Below are 17,660 nucleotides of genomic sequence, written 5' to 3'. Positions count from 1 at the left end.
ACAAAGACGACGCCCCACATCGCAGTGCGTCGACCGGTCACTTCCCGGAAGAGCTTGAAGATCACCAGGGCAGCACCCAACCCGGCCACCATGGCGATCGCAGTCAAGGACTGGAGCGTCCCGAGCCCGGTTATTGCGCTCAGGCCCCTGCCCAGGAAGGGGAAGAGCGCGTAAAAGGCCCAGGCGTTTTCTTTGACGACGCCGTTTTGGTCGACGGGCAAGGTGGCCGGGTAGCCATCCTCCGCCGCCCGTTGGTACCAGCGTCCGTCCCAAATGGTGATGAAGTTCCAGTAGTCGGGGGCCGGGGGAAACCATGGGTTGGTTCCCTGATGGATGGCTGCTGCCATGAAGATGGCGGCACTGACGAGCCGCGCGGCGACGAAAACCAAGGAAACCCGGAGCCACCAAGGCCACGCCGCCATCGCGGCTCCTGCCCGGACAACTGCGCCTGCGAGGTGCTTCGTTGCTCCCTCCGTGGCCGCCGGGGTTTCGGCTGCCCGGGAGGGAACCTGGTTGTTCACTGCGTGGCCCTCAGGTTTTCGCCACCCTCGGCCTGCGACTTCAGCTGATCCCGCAGTCGCTCAATTTCGCGGTCCTTTTCCAGCAACTGGTCCCTTAGTTGGTCCAGGACCTGGTCTACCTGGTCCATCCGGTATCCGCGAAGGCCGAGCCCAAAACGAACGTTGTCCACGTCGGCTGCGCCCGGTTGCTCCGGCAGGAGGACGGGCGGCAGGTTGGGGGTTGGTTCGTCCAAGCCGGCTCCCATCGAGCGGCCCCGGACGATTCCGGCTCCGAAATACAGAGCTGCCCCGACGAGGACGATCGCGAAAAGTACCAGAAAAGAGCTCACAGCACCATCGTGCCAGAAGCAGTTGCCTACTCCGGGCGTTGCTCCCCCGTCGGCGTGGGCAGGGGTTCGCCGTGAAGCACACGGTGTACCGCGTCTGCGGGGTCATCCACCAACTGGATCAGGTCAAGGTCCTTTTCCGACACCATGCCCTCGGCCACCAGCGTGTCACGGATCCACTCGATCATCGGGCCCCAGAACCGGACGCCCAAAAGGACGATCGGGAATGAGGTCACTTTGCGCGTCTGGACCAGCACCATGGCCTCGAACAGCTCATCGAGGGTTCCCAGGCCGCCCGGAAGCACTACGAAGCCTTGGGCGTACTTGACGAACATCGTCTTCCGGGCGAAGAAATACCTGAAGTTGATGCCGAGGTCCACCCAAGGATTCAGCCCCTGTTCGAACGGCAGCTCGATCCCCAAACCGACGGAAACGCCGTTGCCCTCCACGGCTCCTTTGTTGGCAGCTTCCATGGAACCCGGGCCACCGCCCGTGATGACGGCTACGCCGGCTTCGGCCAGCTTGCGTCCCACGTCCACTGCCATCTCATAGAACTCTGTGCCCGGCTTGGTGCGGGCGGAACCAAAGACACTGACAGCGGGCCCGATGTCGGCCAAAGCCCCAAAGCCCTCTACGAACTCGCTTTGGATGCGCAGTACCCGCCAGGGGTCGGTATGGATGAACTGTCCGGCGCCGCTTGTATCCAGCAGGTGCTGGTCCGACATTCCGGTATCTGCCTGTTTACGCCGCAGTTCCAGGGGGCCTTTATGCTTGGCCGGCGCTGCCGCGGAAGGAAGCGCCGCGTTGCTCCCCCCTCGGCCGTTGGCGTCGGGGTTGGGAACTGGATGCTGGCTGATACTCATTGCCCAAGGCTAACGCCTAAGAATGCGAGTATCCGCACTTGGCGCACAAGCTCGCATTGCAGTCTCATATCCGGCTGAAAAACAGGTTTCTGTTCAGTCACGATCTCAAAGAAGTTGCCGTGATCGTGGTCATAATTGCTGCGTAGTTCGCTAGATTCAAGCTATGACTACTCAAGTGCCCGGCGATGCGCTCGTCTCCCTGAACAGCGTCAACAAGCATTACGGTCAATTGCACGTCCTCAAAGACATCAACCTTCAGGTCAAGAAGGGTGAAGTTGTAGTGGTCATCGGACCCTCCGGCTCCGGTAAGTCCACGTTGTGCCGTGCCATCAACCGTTTGGAAACGATCGACGACGGCGAGATCTCGATCGACGGAAAGAAGCTCCCCGAAGAGGGCAAGGAACTGGCCCACCTCCGTGCCGACGTCGGCATGGTCTTCCAGTCCTTCAACCTCTTCGCCCACAAGACGATCCTCGAGAACGTCACGCTGGGTCCCATCAAAGTCAAGGGCGTCGCGAAGGGTACGGCCGAACGCGAAGCCATGGCCCTCCTGGAGCGCGTCGGCGTCGGGCATCAGGCACCGAAGCTTCCTGCGCAGCTCTCCGGCGGCCAGCAGCAGCGTGTGGCCATCGCCCGGGCCCTGGCGATGAAGCCCAAGGTGATGCTCTTCGATGAGCCCACCTCCGCGCTCGATCCGGAAATGATCAACGAGGTCCTCGATGTCATGATCCAGTTGGCCAAGGAAGGCATGACGATGATCGTGGTCACCCACGAGATGGGCTTCGCGCGCAAGGCAGCCGACCGCGTTGTGTTCATGGCGGACGGACAGATCGTCGAAGACGCCAAGCCTGAGGAATTCTTCACGAACCCGCAGAGCAACCGGGCCAAGGACTTCCTGTCCAAACTCCTGACCCACTAGCTCCTGACGGCCTTCACCCTGGCCACCAGGAATCGCACCCCCGGCCGTACACCGGCCATCCACTGAAAGGAACGTCATGAAGTCTCTGATTACCCGGAGGAAGTCACTCCTGGTTGCCGCATCGGCTGCGCTTGCCCTCTCGCTGAGCGCCTGCGGTGGCGGCGGGAGCTCGACGACTCCCCCCGTAGCGTCTGCGAGCTTCGAAGCAGGCACCACCATGGAGAAGCTCAACAAGGCACAGAAGATCACCATCGGTACCAAGTTCGACCAGCCGCTCTTCGGCCAGAAGGGCCTTGACGGCAAGCCGGTCGGTTTCGACGTTGAAATCGGCAAGGCAATCGCCGTCAAGCTGGGCATCCCGGCAGACAAGATCGAATGGGTCGAGACCGTTTCGCAGAACCGCGAATCGTTCATCGAGCAGGGCCGCGTTGACCTGGTCATCGCCACGTACACCATCAACGACGCCCGCAAGGAAAAGGTCTCCTTCGCTGGCCCGTACTACGAAGCCGGCCAGGCACTGCTGGTCAACAAGGACGACAACTCCATCACCAAGCCGGAGGACGTCAAGGGCAAGAAGGTCTGCTCCGTCACTGGTTCCACCCCTGCCAAGACCATCGCCGAAAAGTACGGTGCTGAAGTTGTTCCGGCCGCTACCTACACCGCTTGCCTCGAGCCGCTGCGCAACAAGCAGGTTGTCGCCGTGACCACCGACAACGTCATCCTGGCCGGTTACGTGGACAAGGAACCGGATGCCTTCAAGCTCGCCTCGGATGAAACCTTCACCAAGGAGCCTTACGGCATCGGCCTGAAGAAGGACGACACGGTTTTCCGCAACTGGATCAACGACCAGCTTGAAGCCATCCAGAAGGACGGCGACTACAAGAAGGCTTGGGAAGCTACGGCAGGCAAGGTCATCAAGACCGCACCTGAGCTTCCGGCCGTCGACCGCTACTAGCAGTCAGTCCAGCAGCTGCCGCCGTCCCTCCCATGGGACGGCGGCAGTTCCTGAACCAGGACCCTGTTCCGTGATCAGCTGCAGCAAAAGGAAGCCATGGACGCCGTCATAGCAAGCCTCCCCCAATACTGGGACGGATTTCTCCGCACCCTCTACCTCTCCGTCATCTCAGGAATCATCGCCCTCGTCGTAGGAACCATCCTCGCGGCCATGAGGGTCTCGCCCGTTGCTGCGCTCCGCGGCTTCAGCATGTTCTACGTGGAAGTCGCCCGGAACACGCCACTGACGATCATCTTCTTCTTCTCCGCAATCGTCCTCCCCAGGCTGGGAGTGAAGTTCGACCAATTCGAAGTCGCCGCCATCATCGCACTGAGCAGCTACACGGCCGCCTTCATCGCCGAAGCCGTCCGTTCCGGCGTTAACAGTGTTCCGGTGGGACAGGCAGAAGCAGCCCGAAGCGTCGGCATGACCTTCACCCAGGTTTTGGGCTTCATCGTCCTGCCCCAGGCTGTCCGCACCGTGGTTCCGCCCTTGATCAACATCCTGATCGCCTTGGTCAAGAACTCTTCGGTTGCCGGCGCCTTCTTCGTCCTCGAGTTGTTCGGCTACGGCCGCCAGCTCTCCAATGACTACGGCAACCAGGTCCTTTGGATCCTGCTCGGGGTGGCGTTCTTCTACCTCCTCATCACGGTTCCTTTGGGCCTCCTGGCGCACTTTGTTGAACGAAAGGTGGCGATTGCCCGATGACCTCGGTCCTTTACGACGTCCCGGGGCCCAAGGCCCGCCTCTACTCGCTCATCGGTTCGGCGGCCGGGATCGTCCTGATCCTTGGCGTGCTGGCCATCGCCGTCATCACGCTTGCGCAGCAGGGCATTTTCGACGCCGACCGCTGGGAAATCTTCTACGGTCCCATGGCGCCGGATGTCTGGAACCTGATCGGCCAGGGCATCATCTCCACGCTGACCGCGGCGGCCGTGGCAGCGATCATTGCCTTTCCGCTGGGAATTGCGCTCTGCCTCCTGAGAATCTCATTGATCCCGTGGGTTCGGATTCCGACGCAGGTGGTCCTCGAGTTCCTCCGCGGCATGCCGGTCGTCCTCATGATGTTGTTCGTCCTGCTGGTGTTCGCCACCGGACAGTTCCAAGCGGTGGTTGTGGGCCTGGTGCTCTACAACGCCGCCATCTTCGCCGAGATCCTGCGTGCAGGCATCCAGTCGCTGCCCAAGGGCCAACGTGAAGCCGGCCTGGCCATCGGCCTGCGCAGCTTCCAGTCGCGCATGATTATCGAATTCCCGCAGGCTGTACGCCGCATGTTGCCGTCCTTGGTGGCGCAGCTCGTCGTGCTCCTGAAGGACACGTCGCTCGGCTACATCGTGGGCTACGAGGAACTGCTCCGGAAGATCCAGATCATGGCTGACTTCCTGGGTCCGGACTTCCTGTTCCCCGCGTTCTTCGTGGGCGCTGCGATTTACATCCTGATCAACCTCACGGTCTCCCGGATCGCGATCTGGATCGAACGCCGCGGCTCCAAGAAGGCCGCGGGCGGTGTGGCAGCACCCAGCCTCCGGACAGGCCTCATCGTGGGCGGCAACGATCCCGTCGCCGACGATTCCGTCGAGGGGCCGGGCAAGAAGTAAAGGGCACCAGAGAACAAGAAGAGGTCCGCAGCCATGGGGCTGCGGACCTCTTCTTTTGCGTCGGGGCTACTGACCCAGCCACGTCCTCAGGGCACGCAGGCACTCACGGATGGCATCGGCGTCGACGTGTTCATTGTCCTTGTGCGCCAGCAGCGGGTCTCCGGGTCCGAAGTTCACCGCCGGGATGCCCAACTCACTGAAGCGCGCGACGTCGGTCCAGCCGTATTTGGGCTTCGGCTCGGCTCCCACTGCGGCCACGAAGGACGCTGCGGCGGGGTGGTTCAGGCCGGGACGCGCACCAGCTGCGGCGTCGGTACGGACGACCTCGAAGCCTTCCAGCAGTTCCCGCACGTGGGCTTCGGCTTCATCCGGAGTCTTGTCCGGCGCAAAACGGTAGTTGATCTCCACCACGCAGCGGTCCGGGATGACGTTTCCGGCCGTTCCGCCGTTGATCTTCACGGCGTTGAGGCTTTCCCTATAGTCGAGACCGTCCACGTTGATGGTGCGCGGTTCATAGGCAGCCAGCCGGGAAAGGATGGGAGCTGCAGCATGGATGGCGTTGCTGCCCATCCACGCGCGGGCCGAATGCGCCGTTTCTCCCAGCGTGGTTGCTTCGAAGCGGCTGGTGCCGTTGCAGCCACCTTCCACCGTGCCGTGGGTGGGTTCCAGGAGGATGGCGAAGTCGCCGTCCAGTAGATCGCCGTGGTTCCGTACCAACCGGCCAAGGCCGCTCTTGACGGCCTCCACTTCCTCGTGGTCGTAGAAAACAAACGTGACGTCCCGGTCAGGTTCCCGGCCGCCGTCGAACAGTGTTGCCGCCAAGGCGAGCTGCACGGCAACCCCGCCCTTCATATCCGTGGTGCCGCGGCCGAAGAGTATGCCCTCGCCGGGGACCCCCGACTCCCAGGTTGCAGGCACGGTTCCCAGCGAACCGGGGACCGTGGGAAGCGGGACGGTGTCCAAGTGGCCTGCGAGGATGACGCGCTCCGGGCGGCCCAGCTCCGTTCGGGCAATGATGGCGTCGCCGTCGCGCACCACTGTGTACCGGGGCAGGGCGCGCAGGGCGGCTTCCACCGCATCTGCCAGTTCGGTCTCGTTGCCGGAGACGCTGTTGATATCAATAATGGCCGAAGTCAGTAAAGCGACGTCCTGGCGCAGGTCGAGGAGGGCAGGTGCGGAGTTCAGGGTCACCCCTCCACCTTAACTGCTCGGCGCGGCGCAGCAAGGCAAGCGAATACGACTCCAGTCCTTGGAACGGGTTTCAGCCGCACCGCGCCCGGTAGCTAAACTTGGGGCCATGACTGAAACTGCTTCTTCCGCTGTGCCCGTAACCGCGTCCGTTAACGACCGATCAGCTTACGGATTCGGCCTCGCCACGATCGCTACCTCGGCCTCCGGGGAAGCAACCGTACTGGATGTCTGGTACCCCTCCCCCGCGTTGGGCGTAGCAGCCGAAACCCTGGGGGACGTCGACAACGCCGACCCGGCACTGACTGCCCTCGCCGAGGACGGCAAGGACGCCGACCGCGGCACCGAGCAGAAGGTGGTGTTCGCCCAGATCGACTTGGACGCTGCCCCGGCCGATACGGCTGACGCCTACCTCCGCCTGCACCTGCTTTCACACCGCTTGGTCAAGCCGAACAGCATCAACCTGGACGGAATCTTCGGCAAGCTCCCCAACGTTGTCTGGACCAACTTCGGACCGGCCGCCGTGGAGGGCTTCGAGCTGACGCGCGCACGCCTGCGCAAGCGTGGCAACGTGGTGGTCTACGGCGTGGACAAGTTCCCCCGCATGGTGGACTACGTCGTCCCCACCGGCGTTCGCATCGCCGACGCCGACCGCGTCCGCTTGGGTGCCCACCTTGCCGAAGGCACCACTGTGATGCACGAAGGCTTCGTCAACTTCAACGCCGGCACCCTGGGCACGTCCATGGTCGAAGGCCGTATCTCCGCAGGCGTAGTGGCCGGCGACGGCACCGACGTCGGTGGCGGCGCGTCCATCATGGGCACGCTGTCCGGTGGCGGCAAGGAGAAGATCGCCCTGGGCGAGAGGGTCCTGTTGGGCGCCAACTCGGGTGTAGGCATCAGCATCGGTGACGACTCCGTGGTGGAGGCGGGCCTCTACGTGACCGCCGGCACGCGGGTCCGCGTGCCGGGCCCCAAGGACGAGAACGGCGAGGACACCAGCCAGATCATTAAGGCCGTGGAGCTTTCCGGTGTCCCCAACCTCCTGTTCCGCCGCAACTCCACCACCGGTGGCGTCGAGGTCCTGCCCCGCAAGGGCCAGACCGTGGAATTGAACGAGGCTTTGCACGCCAACTAGCAGGAGACCAACTGTGCGCCGTTTGCGCCGCATCATCGTCATGGTGCTGGCCTTGGCCTTGGTGGCCGGCGCCGTTTACGCCATAGTCGCCGTGCTGCAGCGCTCCGAGACACTGGTCTCGGAGCGCTGCGTCGCTGTGGTGGGCTCAGCCAGCTTCGAACTCGCCACAGACCAAACCGCGAACACGGCGCTCATTACGGCTGTGGCCGTCCGCCGTGGTCTGCCTCCGCGCGCGGCCAGCATTGCCCTGGCAACGGCGATGCAGGAGTCACGCCTGCGGAATATCAACTATGGGGATGAGGCCGGCCCGGATTCCCGCGGACTGTTCCAACAGAGGCCATCCCAAGGCTGGGGAACCGAAGCCCAGGTCATGGATCCCACCTACGCCGCGAATGCTTTCTATGACGGGCTGGTGAAGATTCCCGGCTACGAAAGCATGGAAATCACGCAGGCGGCGCAGGCAGTCCAGAGGTCGGCCTTCCCGCGCGCGTATGCCCAGCATGAACCCATGGGACGTGCCTTCGCTTCTGCCCTGACGGGTCATTCCGAAGCAGCGTTGGACTGCGAGTTGAGGATGCCGGAAGCGGCCGGTGACCCTGCCGCCGTCGTGGATGAACTCACGACGGCGTTCGGCACCCAAGTGGCCGGCGTCGATGGACGGTCGGTGCGCCTTGAGGTGACGGGCCCGCAGGCGTGGGCTGTGGCCCATTGGGCCGTGGCCAATGCCAAGGCACTGTCGATTACCCAGGTTGATGCGGCCGGCCGGACCTGGAACAGGGAACAGCGCAAAGGCTGGACCGACTCTGCGGCGGCATCGGACGGTGTGACCATCACGGTGTCAGCCCCCACCACCTAGGCGACAGGTTCAGGCAGCAGGCCTAGGAGGCTGCTGAATTAGTCGGTGGTGTTAAGGCGCGTCGGCTGGACTGGTGGGGCTGGTGGTTAAGACTGGTCTTATGCAAGGACGCGAGGACGCGCAACGCGGGTATTTGGATGTGGAGGCACTGGCCGGGGAGTTGTTGGCCCCGGGTAGTGTCTTCGCTTTTCTGGCCAAGAACAGGGGGCGGTTGTTCCCGGATTCGGTGATGGAGGACTTGTTTCCGTCGCGGCGGGGCCGGCCCTCGGTTCCGGCGCCGGTGATCGGCTCGGTGCTGGTGTTGCAGGCTTTGCAGGGTTTATCGGACCGGGAAACGGCGGAGGCGTTGACGTACGATCTGCGGTGGAAGGCTGCGTGTGGTTACGGGCTGACCGATACGGCGTTTCATCCGTCCACGCTGACGTACTGGCGCAGGCGTCTGGCCGCGTCGGGGAACCCGCATCGGATCATGGAGGCCATCGCCGAGGTCATCACCGAGACCGGGGTCCTGGTGGGCAAGCGCCGGCGGGCTGTGGACTCCACGGTCCTCGATGACGCGGTCGCGAGGCAGGACACCATCACCCAGTTGATCGCCGCGGTCCGCCGTTTCGGCCGCGATATCCCCGGCGGGAAGCACCTCGTGGCCACCCATGCGGCCGGGTATGACTACACCCGCACTGGCAAACCGGACATCGCTTGGGATGACCAGGACGCCAAGGACGGATTGATCACTGCGCTGGTCACCGACGCGCTGGCTTTGCTGGCCGCCGTCGATCCCGAATCCCTCGAGGGCAGGGCCGCTGAGGCGTACGCGCTGCTGGCCCTGGTCGCGGGGCAGGACGTGGAACCGGCCGATGATTCGGACGGCACTGACGGGCGGTGGCGGATTGCCCGGAAGGTCGCCCCGGACCGGATGATCTCCACCGTGGATCCCGATACCCGGCATGCCCATAAGACCCAAGCCCGGCAGCAGGACGGGTTCAAAGCCCACATCGTGATCGAGCCCGATACCGGGCTGATTACCGCAGCGGAACTGACGAAAGCCTCCGGGCCGGAGAACAGCGACGGGTCCGTTGGTGCCCGGCTGGTCACCAATGACCACACGATCACTGGCAGCATTCAGGTTCTGGCTGATTCGGCCTACGGGTCCGGGGAAATGCTCGCCGCCCTGACCCTGAGCGGGCATGCTCCGATCATCAAACCCTGGCCGCTGCGCCCTGCCGTCGAGGGCGGGTTCAGCCTTGATGACTTCACCGTCGACGAAGCAGCCGGGACCGCGACCTGCCCGAACGGGCTCACCCGGCCCATCAGCACCAAACGCCGGGTCACGTTCGGTGCCGCGTGCGCCGGCTGCCCGCTCAGGACCCGGTGCACCACTTCGCCACGGGGCCGGAAACTCGTCCTGCACGAACACGACGCGTTGCAGCGCGAGCACCGTCAACGCGCTAAGGACCAGGACTTCCAGGACCAATACCGCGCCCACCGGCCCATGGTCGAACGCTCCATCGCCTGGCTGACCCGCGGCAACCGCCGCGTCCGGCACCGCGGGATCAGCCGGAACAACGCCTGGCTCCAACTCCGGATCGCCGGACTGAACCTGCGACGGCTGCTCAACCTCGGACTCACCACGAACGAAGGCTCCTGGGCGATCGGATGAACCAGCCACCCGGACCAAGCCCATCCAACCACTGGATGACGCCCGCATCCGGGTGCACAATGATCTCAGCGGGCGGAACGACCCCGTTGTCGCACCCAAGGGTGCTGACCTGAATATGCCGCTTGACGGCCCATTGGTGGCGTTCCGCCCGCCCCATAATCACCTTTGTTCAGCAGCCCTCCTAGGTGTAATTCCCACTGAGGTTGTGAACGCGGCTGATGGGGGTTTTGCCTCCGATGCCGGTATGGGTTCGGTGATGATTGTAATGGTGGAGCCATGCCGGGTAGGTGGCGGCGCGCTCGGTTTCTGAGGTGTAGGGCCGGGCGTAGGCCCATTCGGTGGCGAGGGTGCGGTTGAAGCGTTCCACCTTGCCGTTGGTTTGGGGTCGGTAGGGGCGGGTGCGCCGGTGTTTGAGGTGCGGTCCCAGGGCTGCTGCGAAGGTCCGGGAGCGGTAGCAGGACCCGTTGTCCGTGAGCACCGCTTTGACGGTGATGCCGTGGGCGGCGAAGAATGCGGCGGCTCGCAGCCAGAAGGCGGCGGCCGTTTCCTTCTTTTCGTCGTTGAGGATTTCGGAGTACGCGAGCCGGGTGTGGTCATCGACGGCATGATGCAGGTAGGCATAACCGGTCCCGGCACGGCGGTTCCGCTGCCCCTTGGCGCGTCCGAGGGCGCGGTGTCCGCCGCCGTCGGGGATGCGCCCAAGCTTCTTGATGTCCACGTGGATCAGGTCTCCGGGGTTCTCGTGCTCGTAGCGCTGCGGTGCAGGTGTGCGAACGGGCAGACCGGTGCCCTGATCCAGACAGGCCAGCCGGGGCATCCGGTACCGGGTCAGGACCTTGCCGACGGTGGAGCGGGCCAAGCCCAGGTGGGCCGCTATCCGGTGCGGTCCCCACCGCCGATTGAACCTCAACCCCACAATGCGGCGTTCGGTGCGTACGGGGGTGCGTTTCGGGCTCCGCCGCGGGCGGGAGGACGCGTCAGCCATGCCGTCCTCACCACGGACCCTGTAGCGGTCCACCCACTTCTTGGCCGTCGCTGGTGAGCATTGAAAACGTTCCGCGGCCCGGCGCAACGTCCAGCCCTCCTCAACGACCAAACGGGCCAGCTTCGCCCTGGCCTTAGGTGTCAGATCGGCGTTGGCATGGGTAACGTAGGACAACGAGAGCCTCCTGGCGTCGAGATGAGTGTGGTAACCCAAATCGATACCGGAGGCTTTCGCCTTTTACATCACGCCACGCTGTTCACAACCTCCATGGGAACTACACCTAGGCAAGAAGCTCCACCACCGGCTGGACGTAGCTGCGGAACACATCCGGCTGGGACAGGAGCCTATGGCTCATGAAGATCGTGCTCGGCTCCAGGTACCAGGCCCGTGGCTCAGTCAGCGGAAGCTCGATGATGGTGAGGTCGAAGTCGCGCGAGCTCCGCCCCACTTCCAGGAGCCGGTCCTCCACCAGCTCGTTGAGGACGTTGGTGACTCCGTTGGCTTCGCGGGCCGCTTCGAGATCCGCGTATTCGTCGATCCTGTCCGTGGCCCAGGCCAGTGCAGCTCCAAAGTGCGCCTGCAACACCCTTTGTAGGGCCGGTGAGTTGCCGAAGGCCTTGAAACTGGGTGGAGTAAGCTCCTGGGCCGGTTCGGGATAGGACTTGACGAGCTTCTCCCACCACGCTTCCCATTCGGTTTTCAGCGCGCTGATACCTCCCACATCCGAGGTGAGGTGGCTATGGTCGGCTTGGCGGATCTTGGGAGCGGCGTGGGCCAGCATCGGCTTTCCGACGCCGTCGAGTCCGGCTACGTCCCGCAAGTACAAGGCGATGAGCATCGGCCCTGACGTGTCCATGGTGATGCGCCATCCCGGGCCGCCTGACTCATGCATCCGAATTCCTCCCTTGGACAGGGTTCCCGACATGTCCCAGTCTATTCCTGAAGGGCCCCGGGGGTAACGGCCCGGGGGCACGGCTTCGAGGTTAGACCCGGGCCGAAGCCGCCTGAAGGGTTTGGAGGTGTGCTTCCAGGACGTCGCTGCACATGGCCGCGGTCATCCATTCAGGCTGCAACAGCGCATGCATGCATAATCCGTCCACAGTGGCCAGGAGGCGTTCCGCTTCCGTCACCAGCGCCTGCGGGTTGTCGACGTCCTGTGGACGCAACAGCACCATCAACCGGCCGATGACGGCGGCGACCGAACGGTGGCTGCGTTCGGCTTCGGGGGCCAACACCGGGGTGATCCGCGCTGCCTGCCGGAAAGCCATCCATACGCAGGCGTCCACGGCCGATTCCTCATCCAAGGGCAGGAGCTGACCCAGGAGGTTCAGAACGGCATTGTGGTGTTCAGCGCCCTCACTATCTTCTACCAGCGCCAGAGCCGCTTCCAGGCGGGCAACAATCCGGTCCACAACGGAGGCGAAGGAGTACACCAGGAGTTCATCGCTGCTGGCGAAATAGTGGCGGACCGATCCGACGGCGAGCCCCGCTTCATCGGCCACCTCGCGGAGTGATGCCCTATGCAAGCCGTCGCTGGCAATGATGCGAAATACGGCTTGGACAACTTCCTGGCGCCGGACTTCGGCATCAACAATTTTGGGCACCAGTATTTTCTAGCACGAATGTGCTTCCACCACGCTCAACACTGAGCGGCGTGGCTCCGATTTCCGATAGCGTAGACACCATGAAAATTCTTGTCACGGGCGGCACCGGCTATATCGGTTCGCACACCGTTTTGTCCCTCCAGGAAGCCGGCCACGACGTCGTCGTTCTCGACAACCTCGTGAACTCCAGCGAAGAGTCGCTGCGGCGGGTGTCTGAACTGACAGGCAAAACCGCCGCCTTCCACGAGGTGGACCTGGTGGACGAGCCGGCCGTCGAGGCGGTCTTCGGCCAGCACGACATCGACGCGGTCATCCACTTCGCGGGCCTGAAGGCAGTGGGCGAATCAGTCCAGGAGCCCTTGGCCTACTACTACAACAACATCGTGGGCACGCTGAACCTTCTCCGCGTCATGGACAAGCACAACGTCCGATCGATCGTTTTCAGCTCCTCGGCAACTGTCTATGGCGAACACAACCCGATCCCCTACATCGAGAAGATGGAGATCGGCGCCAACAATCCGTACGGCCGCACCAAGGAACAGATCGAGGACATCCTCTCCGATCTTGGCAACGCCGATGACCGCTGGCATATAGCACTGCTGCGCTATTTCAACCCGGTGGGCGCCCATCCCTCGGGCCGGATCGGCGAAGACCCGCAGGGCATCCCGAATAACCTCGTTCCGTTCATTGCCCAGGTTGCCGTAGGCCGCCGCGAGAAGCTCATGGTCTTCGGCGGCGACTACGACACCCCTGACGGCACCGCCCAGCGTGACTACATCCACGTGGTTGACCTCGCGGAGGGGCACGTGGCCGCATTGAACTACATCGCGTCCCGCCAGGGCGTCCGCCGCTGGAACCTCGGTTCGGGCAAAGGATCCTCGGTGCTGGAAGTCCTCCGCTCGTTCGAGAAAGCCGTGGGCCGGCCCATCCCCTACGAGATCACGGGACGCCGCGCAGGAGACCTTCCTGCCTTCTGGGCCGACGCTTCCTCCGCTTTGGCAGACCTTGGCTGGTCCACTACCAAGACCGTGGACCAGATGTGCGAAGACCACTGGCGCTGGCAGAAGAACAACCCGTACGGATACAACGCCACCGAGCCTGCCGCGACCCAAGCCTAGGCGGGCACCTCTTCGGTGACCAACGACGGCGGCCGCCCACCTCGCGCGAGGTGGGCGGCCGCCGTCGTTATTGGCTCTGCTGCAGTATCAGTTGGCCGGGTAGTTGCGCTCCGGCTCCCCCGTGTAGAGCTGCCGCGGACGGCCGATCTTGGTCTGGGGATCGTTGATCATCTCACGCCACTGGGCAATCCAGCCCGGGAGGCGTCCGATGGCGAAGAGAACGGTGAACATCTTCTCCGGGAAGCCCATGGCCTTGTAGATGAGGCCGGTGTAGAAGTCGACGTTCGGGTACAGCTTGCGCTGGATGAAGTAGTCGTCCGCGAGGGCCTTTTCTTCCAGGCGCATGGCGATGTCCAGCAGTTCGTCGTTACCGCCGAGCTTGCTGAGGACCTCGTGGGCCGTGGCCTTGATGATCTTCGCACGGGGGTCGTAGTTCTTGTAGACACGGTGCCCGAAGCCCATGAGGCGGACGCCGTCTTCCTTGTTCTTGACCTTCTCCATGTAGTCCTCAGGCTTGATGCCCTCGGCCTGGATCTGGCGGAGCATCTTCAGCACGGCCTCGTTGGCACCGCCGTGGGCAGGGCCGAAGAGTGCGTTGATGCCTGCCGAAACGGAGGCGAAGAGGTTTGCGTTGGACGAACCCACCAGGCGCACCGTGGACGTGGAGCAGTTCTGCTCGTGGTCGGCGTGCAGGATGAGCAGGAGATCCAAAGCCTTGACCACAACGGGGTCGAGCTCGTACTGCTCAGCCGGGAGGCCGAAGCTCAGGCGCAGGAAGTTCTCCACGAGGTTCATGGAGTTGTCCGGGTACAGCATGGGCTGGCCGATGGACTTCTTGTGGGCGTAGGCAGCGATCACCGGAAGCTTGGCCATGAGCCGGATGGTGGAAACTTCCACGTGTTCGGCGTTGAACGGATCCAGCGAGTCCTGGTAGAAGGTGGACAGCGCGGAAACAGCCGAGGACAGCACCGGCATCGGGTGGGCGTCGCGCGGGAAGCCGCCGAAGAAGCCCTTCAGCTCTTCGTGCAGCAGGGTGTGGCGACGGATGCGCTGATCGAACTCTTCCAGTTCGGTGGGGGTCGGCAGGTTGCCGTAGATCAGCAGGTAGGAAACTTCCAGGAAGTTCGAGTGCTGTGCGAGCTGCTCAATGGGGTACCCGCGGTAGCGCAGGATGCCTGCGTCACCGTCAATGTACGTGATGGCCGATGTGGTAGCTGCGGTGTTCATGAAGCCGGGGTCATAGGCAACGGCGCCCGTCTGCTTCAGCAGCTTGGAAACGTCATAGCCTTCGTTTCCTTCTACAACCTTGATGCGCGGCAGTTCAAGTTCCCCGCCGGCATGGCGCAGTGTCGCGCTGGTGGTCTCAGTCATGGAGTCCCCTTCACGAGGCCTCTGGGCCTCTATAGAACGCTTGTCCAATCAACTTCTGGTGACGCCGTGTTCTGCCCTGCTGTTGCAGGACTCCAACGGCCGGAGTGCTTTCTTATTGAAGGCCACCATTGATAGTCAATTAAAAAGCTACCGCCAGTAACCGTCGGGAACTAATCCAAGCCCAACGATTACTGGCGGAAACACGCTAATTGTGCCGCAAGTCACAGCTTCGTTATGCGACCGAGTTCAACCTCTTCACAGCCGCGTCGATTCGTTCGTCCGTGCCAGTCAACGCCACGCGAACGAAGCCGCTGCCCGCCTCGCCATAGAACACGCCTGGTCCCACCACGATGCCCAGCCCGGCGAACCGTGCCACGGTATCCCACGTGGCTTCTCCGGCCGTCGACCACAAGTAGAGTCCCGCGTCGGAGTCGTGAATGGTCAGTCCAAACTTCTCCAGCGCCGGAACCAGCCTCTCGCGGCGGCTCCTGTAGAGGTCCTTCTGCGCCAGGACATGGTCGGCGTCGCCCAATGCCACCCGCATGGCTTCCTGCACCGGGTAGGGCACAATCATTCCGGCATGCTTACGGCTGTTAACCAGGTTCGCCATGATGGCGGCGTCGCCGGCCACGAACGCGGCCCGGTAGCCGGCCAGGTTGGATTGCTTGCTCAGGGAGTACACACTCAGCAGCCCGTCAGTGGAACCACCAGTAACGCGCGGGTCCAGCACACTGGGTACCGGTTCTCCCCCGCGTTGGGCGTCCCAAGCACCCCAGCCCAGTTCCGCATAGCATTCGTCCGATGCCACCACAGCGCCGTTTTCCCGGGCCTGGGCGACGATTCGCCGCATGGATTCGACGTCCCTGACGCTGCCCGTCGGGTTGCCCGGCGAGTTGATCCAGACCAACCGCACCTTGGCGCGGGTGGCGGCATCAAGTTCGTCAAGGTCATCCGCGGCAACGGCCGTGGCTCCGGCAAGCGTGGCACCGATGTCGTAGGTCGGGTAAGCCACCGTGGGGCGCACCACCACATCGCCGCTTCCCAGACCCAGGAGGAAGGGAAGCCAGGCGACCAGTTCCTTGGAACCCACAGTAGGCATCACGTCGCGGGGGTGCAGGCCGGGGACGCCACGACGGCTGGCGAACCAATCCACCACAGCCTGGCGCAGCGGTGCAGTGCCGTGGACAGTGGGATAACCGTGGGCATCCGATGCCGACGCCAAGGCCTCACGGATGAGGCCCGGCGTGGGATCCACGGGAGTTCCGATGGAGAGGTTGACTACTCCGTCAGGGTGCTTCGAAGCGGTCGCAACATACGGCGCCATGGCCTCCCACGGGTAATCGGGAAGGTTAAGGCCGAACGCGGGCGCCGCGGAAATCAAGGGCGCAGCCACCTCTAGTGGTCTTGGTTCTGCGGCGGCAGGGCGGCAATGAACGGGTGGTCCTTGCCAGTGTTCCCGATCTTCGCAGCACCGCCCGGAGAGCCAAGGTCGTCAAAGAATTCGACGTTGGCCTTGTAGTAGTCGGCCCACTCTTCCGGGGTGTCATCCTCGTAGTAGATGGCTTCCACCGGGCACACGGGCTCGCAGGCACCACAGTCGACGCATTCGTCGGGGTGAATGTAGAGGGAACGCTCACCTTCGTAAATGCAGTCAACAGGGCACTCTTCGATGCATGCCTTGTCCTTGACATCCACACACGGCTGCGCGATTACGTACGTCACGTCCCAGACCTCTCAACGGTTTGTCCCGGCAACAGGCCGGGTAATACTCCCGACAATATGCCGGGCACTGAACTTCCAACCTATTATCCATCAGTGCCGCGACGCCAACCTAGCCCGCGTCATAGTATGAATCGGTGACCCAAACGCTGCCGCCCGTTCAATTCCTCCAGACAGCCGAGCCCGGTACACGGGTAGTGGTGCGCTACAGGATTGCCGACGGCCTCACGGATGCACTGGGCTACTTGCTGGAGGCCGGCGAAACCAGCTGCACCGTGCGGACCCGGACGTCCGACGTCGAAATTCCCTTGGAATTGGTGATCGCAGCCAAGCAGGTACCGCCCCCTCCGCCGCGGCGTCAGCCGACCGTGCGCTGAGAGGTTCAGTCTTCTCTTGCCGTTGACGCAACGTCGACGGCGGCATTCCACCGGGCGCGAAGACGGCTGGCGACCAAGAGCATGATGAACGTCACGCCGGCGATGCCGTAGACCCAGACGTTTCCCGCGACGTCCGCCAGGACCAATTGCTTGGCGGGACCGCCCGAAGACAGCACCCCCACCGCAGCGTAGGTCACAATGCCGGCCACCGCCGTCGGGACAACCGAACGGCGCCATGCCGCCAGCCACAGCTGCACGGAGGCCAGCAACAGCAGCGCGGCACAAATGCCCCAGGGAAGTTCGACGCCGGCCACGGATACGGTCTGCCGGTGCAGGGCCGTGCCCGCAAGGGAGACGAAAAGAGCCGCCAGTACGGCTGCAGCAATGCTGCGGGCTGTACTGGCGGCTCCCCTCTTCATGCAGAGATTC

General features: G+C 63.5%; 19 protein-coding genes and 1 pseudogene. 9 read left to right on the top strand and 11 right to left on the bottom strand.

Translation table 11 applies throughout. The annotated features are described in order from the left end of the window. From AUR_RS01085 to AUR_RS01075, 3 genes and pseudogenes are all read right to left on the bottom strand, one after another. Positions 1 to 521 (bottom strand): annotated as a pseudogene (locus tag AUR_RS01085) (hypothetical protein); the annotation flags it as partial. Further along, positions 518 to 850 (bottom strand): DivIVA domain-containing protein, encoded by a 333-nt coding sequence (locus tag AUR_RS01080; protein WP_062097351.1) that lies wholly within the window; start codon positions 848 to 850, stop codon positions 518 to 520. The gene AUR_RS01080 and the pseudogene AUR_RS01085, both read right to left, overlap by 4 nt. Positions 851 to 876: 26 nt before the next feature. Then, complete coding sequence (locus AUR_RS01075; RefSeq protein WP_021471778.1) at positions 877 to 1,710, bottom strand: LOG family protein; 834 nt, start codon at positions 1,708 to 1,710, stop codon at positions 877 to 879. A 163-nt stretch (positions 1,711 to 1,873) separates the two neighbouring features. Here AUR_RS01075 and AUR_RS01070 point away from each other — a divergent pair, with 163 nt between their 5' ends. From AUR_RS01070 to AUR_RS01055, 4 genes are all read left to right on the top strand, one after another. Continuing rightward, the gene (locus tag AUR_RS01070) at positions 1,874 to 2,629 is read left to right on the top strand and encodes an amino acid ABC transporter ATP-binding protein (protein WP_031216321.1); all 756 of its coding nucleotides are present in this window, start codon (positions 1,874 to 1,876) and stop codon (positions 2,627 to 2,629) included. Positions 2,630 to 2,705: 76 nt separating this feature from the next. After that, entirely contained in the window at positions 2,706 to 3,584 is an 879-nt protein-coding gene (locus AUR_RS01065) for a glutamate ABC transporter substrate-binding protein (RefSeq protein ID WP_062097354.1), read from the top strand. A gap of 96 nt (positions 3,585 to 3,680) precedes the next feature. Continuing rightward, positions 3,681 to 4,331 carry an amino acid ABC transporter permease gene (locus AUR_RS01060; protein ID WP_021471775.1) on the top strand — a complete coding sequence of 217 codons (651 nt, stop codon included), beginning with the start codon at positions 3,681 to 3,683 and terminating at the stop codon, positions 4,329 to 4,331. After that, positions 4,328 to 5,221: an amino acid ABC transporter permease gene (locus AUR_RS01055; protein WP_021471774.1), complete on the top strand. Its 894-nt coding sequence runs from the start codon at positions 4,328 to 4,330 to the stop codon at positions 5,219 to 5,221. The genes AUR_RS01060 and AUR_RS01055 overlap by 4 nt, the downstream gene beginning before the upstream one ends. Before the next feature lie 66 nt (positions 5,222 to 5,287). Here AUR_RS01055 and dapE read toward each other — a convergent pair whose 3' ends face one another. Further along, the gene (dapE, locus tag AUR_RS01050; protein ID WP_062097356.1) at positions 5,288 to 6,412 is read right to left on the bottom strand and encodes a succinyl-diaminopimelate desuccinylase; all 1,125 of its coding nucleotides are present in this window, start codon (positions 6,410 to 6,412) and stop codon (positions 5,288 to 5,290) included. A 106-nt stretch (positions 6,413 to 6,518) separates the two neighbouring features. On the opposite strand from dapE, the gene dapD reads away from it, so the two are divergent. The 3 genes from dapD to AUR_RS01035 all read left to right on the top strand — a co-directional run bounded on the left by dapD (position 6,519) and on the right by AUR_RS01035 (position 10,057). Beyond that, the gene (gene dapD, locus AUR_RS01045) at positions 6,519 to 7,544 is read left to right on the top strand and encodes a 2,3,4,5-tetrahydropyridine-2,6-dicarboxylate N-succinyltransferase (protein ID WP_062097358.1); all 1,026 of its coding nucleotides are present in this window, start codon (positions 6,519 to 6,521) and stop codon (positions 7,542 to 7,544) included. A 40-nt stretch (positions 7,545 to 7,584) separates the two neighbouring features. Next, on the top strand, positions 7,585 to 8,400 hold the full coding sequence (locus AUR_RS01040) for a transglycosylase SLT domain-containing protein (protein ID WP_421913083.1): 816 nt from the start codon (positions 7,585 to 7,587) through the stop codon (positions 8,398 to 8,400). Between the two features lie 100 nt (positions 8,401 to 8,500). Next, a complete protein-coding gene (locus AUR_RS01035; protein ID WP_062097362.1) occupies positions 8,501 to 10,057 on the top strand; it encodes an IS1182 family transposase in 1,557 nt (518 codons plus the stop codon). 181 nt (positions 10,058 to 10,238) lie between these two features. Here AUR_RS01035 and AUR_RS01030 read toward each other — a convergent pair whose 3' ends face one another. The 3 genes from AUR_RS01030 to AUR_RS01020 all read right to left on the bottom strand — a co-directional run bounded on the left by AUR_RS01030 (position 10,239) and on the right by AUR_RS01020 (position 12,646). Beyond that, the gene (locus AUR_RS01030) at positions 10,239 to 11,216 is read right to left on the bottom strand and encodes an IS481 family transposase (RefSeq protein ID WP_062096667.1); all 978 of its coding nucleotides are present in this window, start codon (positions 11,214 to 11,216) and stop codon (positions 10,239 to 10,241) included. Between the two features lie 106 nt (positions 11,217 to 11,322). Further along, complete coding sequence (locus AUR_RS01025; RefSeq protein ID WP_031216320.1) at positions 11,323 to 11,934, bottom strand: hypothetical protein; 612 nt, start codon at positions 11,932 to 11,934, stop codon at positions 11,323 to 11,325. A 91-nt stretch (positions 11,935 to 12,025) separates the two neighbouring features. Continuing rightward, positions 12,026 to 12,646, bottom strand: a complete 621-nt coding sequence (locus AUR_RS01020) for a TetR/AcrR family transcriptional regulator (protein WP_062097365.1) — start codon at positions 12,644 to 12,646, stop codon at positions 12,026 to 12,028. An 80-nt stretch (positions 12,647 to 12,726) separates the two neighbouring features. Between AUR_RS01020 and galE the strand changes: the two genes are divergently transcribed. Next, positions 12,727 to 13,764 (top strand): UDP-glucose 4-epimerase GalE, encoded by a 1,038-nt coding sequence (gene galE / locus AUR_RS01015; protein WP_062099266.1) that lies wholly within the window; start codon positions 12,727 to 12,729, stop codon positions 13,762 to 13,764. An 87-nt stretch (positions 13,765 to 13,851) separates the two neighbouring features. Here galE and AUR_RS01010 read toward each other — a convergent pair whose 3' ends face one another. From AUR_RS01010 to fdxA, 3 genes are all read right to left on the bottom strand, one after another. Then, positions 13,852 to 15,135: a citrate synthase gene (locus AUR_RS01010; RefSeq protein WP_021471767.1), complete on the bottom strand. Its 1,284-nt coding sequence runs from the start codon at positions 15,133 to 15,135 to the stop codon at positions 13,852 to 13,854. A gap of 232 nt (positions 15,136 to 15,367) precedes the next feature. Next, a complete protein-coding gene (dapC, locus tag AUR_RS01005) occupies positions 15,368 to 16,516 on the bottom strand; it encodes a succinyldiaminopimelate transaminase (protein WP_062099268.1) in 1,149 nt (382 codons plus the stop codon). 14 nt (positions 16,517 to 16,530) lie between these two features. Then, positions 16,531 to 16,857 carry a ferredoxin gene (gene fdxA, locus AUR_RS01000; protein ID WP_018776555.1) on the bottom strand — a complete coding sequence of 109 codons (327 nt, stop codon included), beginning with the start codon at positions 16,855 to 16,857 and terminating at the stop codon, positions 16,531 to 16,533. Positions 16,858 to 16,991: 134 nt separating this feature from the next. Between fdxA and AUR_RS00995 the strand changes: the two genes are divergently transcribed. Continuing rightward, the gene (locus AUR_RS00995; protein ID WP_021471765.1) at positions 16,992 to 17,231 is read left to right on the top strand and encodes a putative acetyltransferase; all 240 of its coding nucleotides are present in this window, start codon (positions 16,992 to 16,994) and stop codon (positions 17,229 to 17,231) included. Between the two features lie 5 nt (positions 17,232 to 17,236). On the opposite strand, the gene AUR_RS00990 is transcribed toward AUR_RS00995, so the two are convergent. Next, positions 17,237 to 17,650: a hypothetical protein gene (locus AUR_RS00990; RefSeq protein ID WP_021471764.1), complete on the bottom strand. Its 414-nt coding sequence runs from the start codon at positions 17,648 to 17,650 to the stop codon at positions 17,237 to 17,239. Between the last annotated feature and the right edge of the window lie 10 nt (positions 17,651 to 17,660).

The sequence above is a fragment of the Paenarthrobacter ureafaciens genome (assembly GCF_004028095.1).
Lineage (GTDB): Bacteria > Actinomycetota > Actinomycetes > Actinomycetales > Micrococcaceae > Arthrobacter > Arthrobacter ureafaciens.
Note: the sequence above shows the minus strand (reverse complement) of the source record. Positions and strands in the feature narration are given on the sequence as shown.

What these genes read in the sequence shown, in the direction of transcription:
- galE (WP_062099266.1), top strand. Translation starts at nt 12,727, where the DNA reads ATGAAAATTCTTGTCACGGGCGGCACCGGCTATATCGGTTCGCACACC.
- AUR_RS01065 (WP_062097354.1), top strand. Translation starts at nt 2,706, where the DNA reads ATGAAGTCTCTGATTACCCGGAGGAAGTCACTCCTGGTTGCCGCATCG.
- AUR_RS01010 (WP_021471767.1), bottom strand. Translation starts at nt 15,135, where the DNA reads ATGACTGAGACCACCAGCGCGACACTGCGCCATGCCGGCGGGGAACTT.
- AUR_RS01040 (WP_421913083.1), top strand. Translation starts at nt 7,585, where the DNA reads ATGGTGCTGGCCTTGGCCTTGGTGGCCGGCGCCGTTTACGCCATAGTC.
- AUR_RS01060 (WP_021471775.1), top strand. Translation starts at nt 3,681, where the DNA reads ATGGACGCCGTCATAGCAAGCCTCCCCCAATACTGGGACGGATTTCTC.
- AUR_RS01075 (WP_021471778.1), bottom strand. Translation starts at nt 1,710, where the DNA reads ATGAGTATCAGCCAGCATCCAGTTCCCAACCCCGACGCCAACGGCCGA.
- AUR_RS01070 (WP_031216321.1), top strand. Translation starts at nt 1,874, where the DNA reads ATGACTACTCAAGTGCCCGGCGATGCGCTCGTCTCCCTGAACAGCGTC.
- dapD (WP_062097358.1), top strand. Translation starts at nt 6,519, where the DNA reads ATGACTGAAACTGCTTCTTCCGCTGTGCCCGTAACCGCGTCCGTTAAC.
- AUR_RS00990 (WP_021471764.1), bottom strand. Translation starts at nt 17,650, where the DNA reads ATGAAGAGGGGAGCCGCCAGTACAGCCCGCAGCATTGCTGCAGCCGTA.
- AUR_RS01055 (WP_021471774.1), top strand. Translation starts at nt 4,328, where the DNA reads ATGACCTCGGTCCTTTACGACGTCCCGGGGCCCAAGGCCCGCCTCTAC.
- AUR_RS01035 (WP_062097362.1), top strand. Translation starts at nt 8,501, where the DNA reads ATGCAAGGACGCGAGGACGCGCAACGCGGGTATTTGGATGTGGAGGCA.
- AUR_RS01025 (WP_031216320.1), bottom strand. Translation starts at nt 11,934, where the DNA reads ATGCATGAGTCAGGCGGCCCGGGATGGCGCATCACCATGGACACGTCA.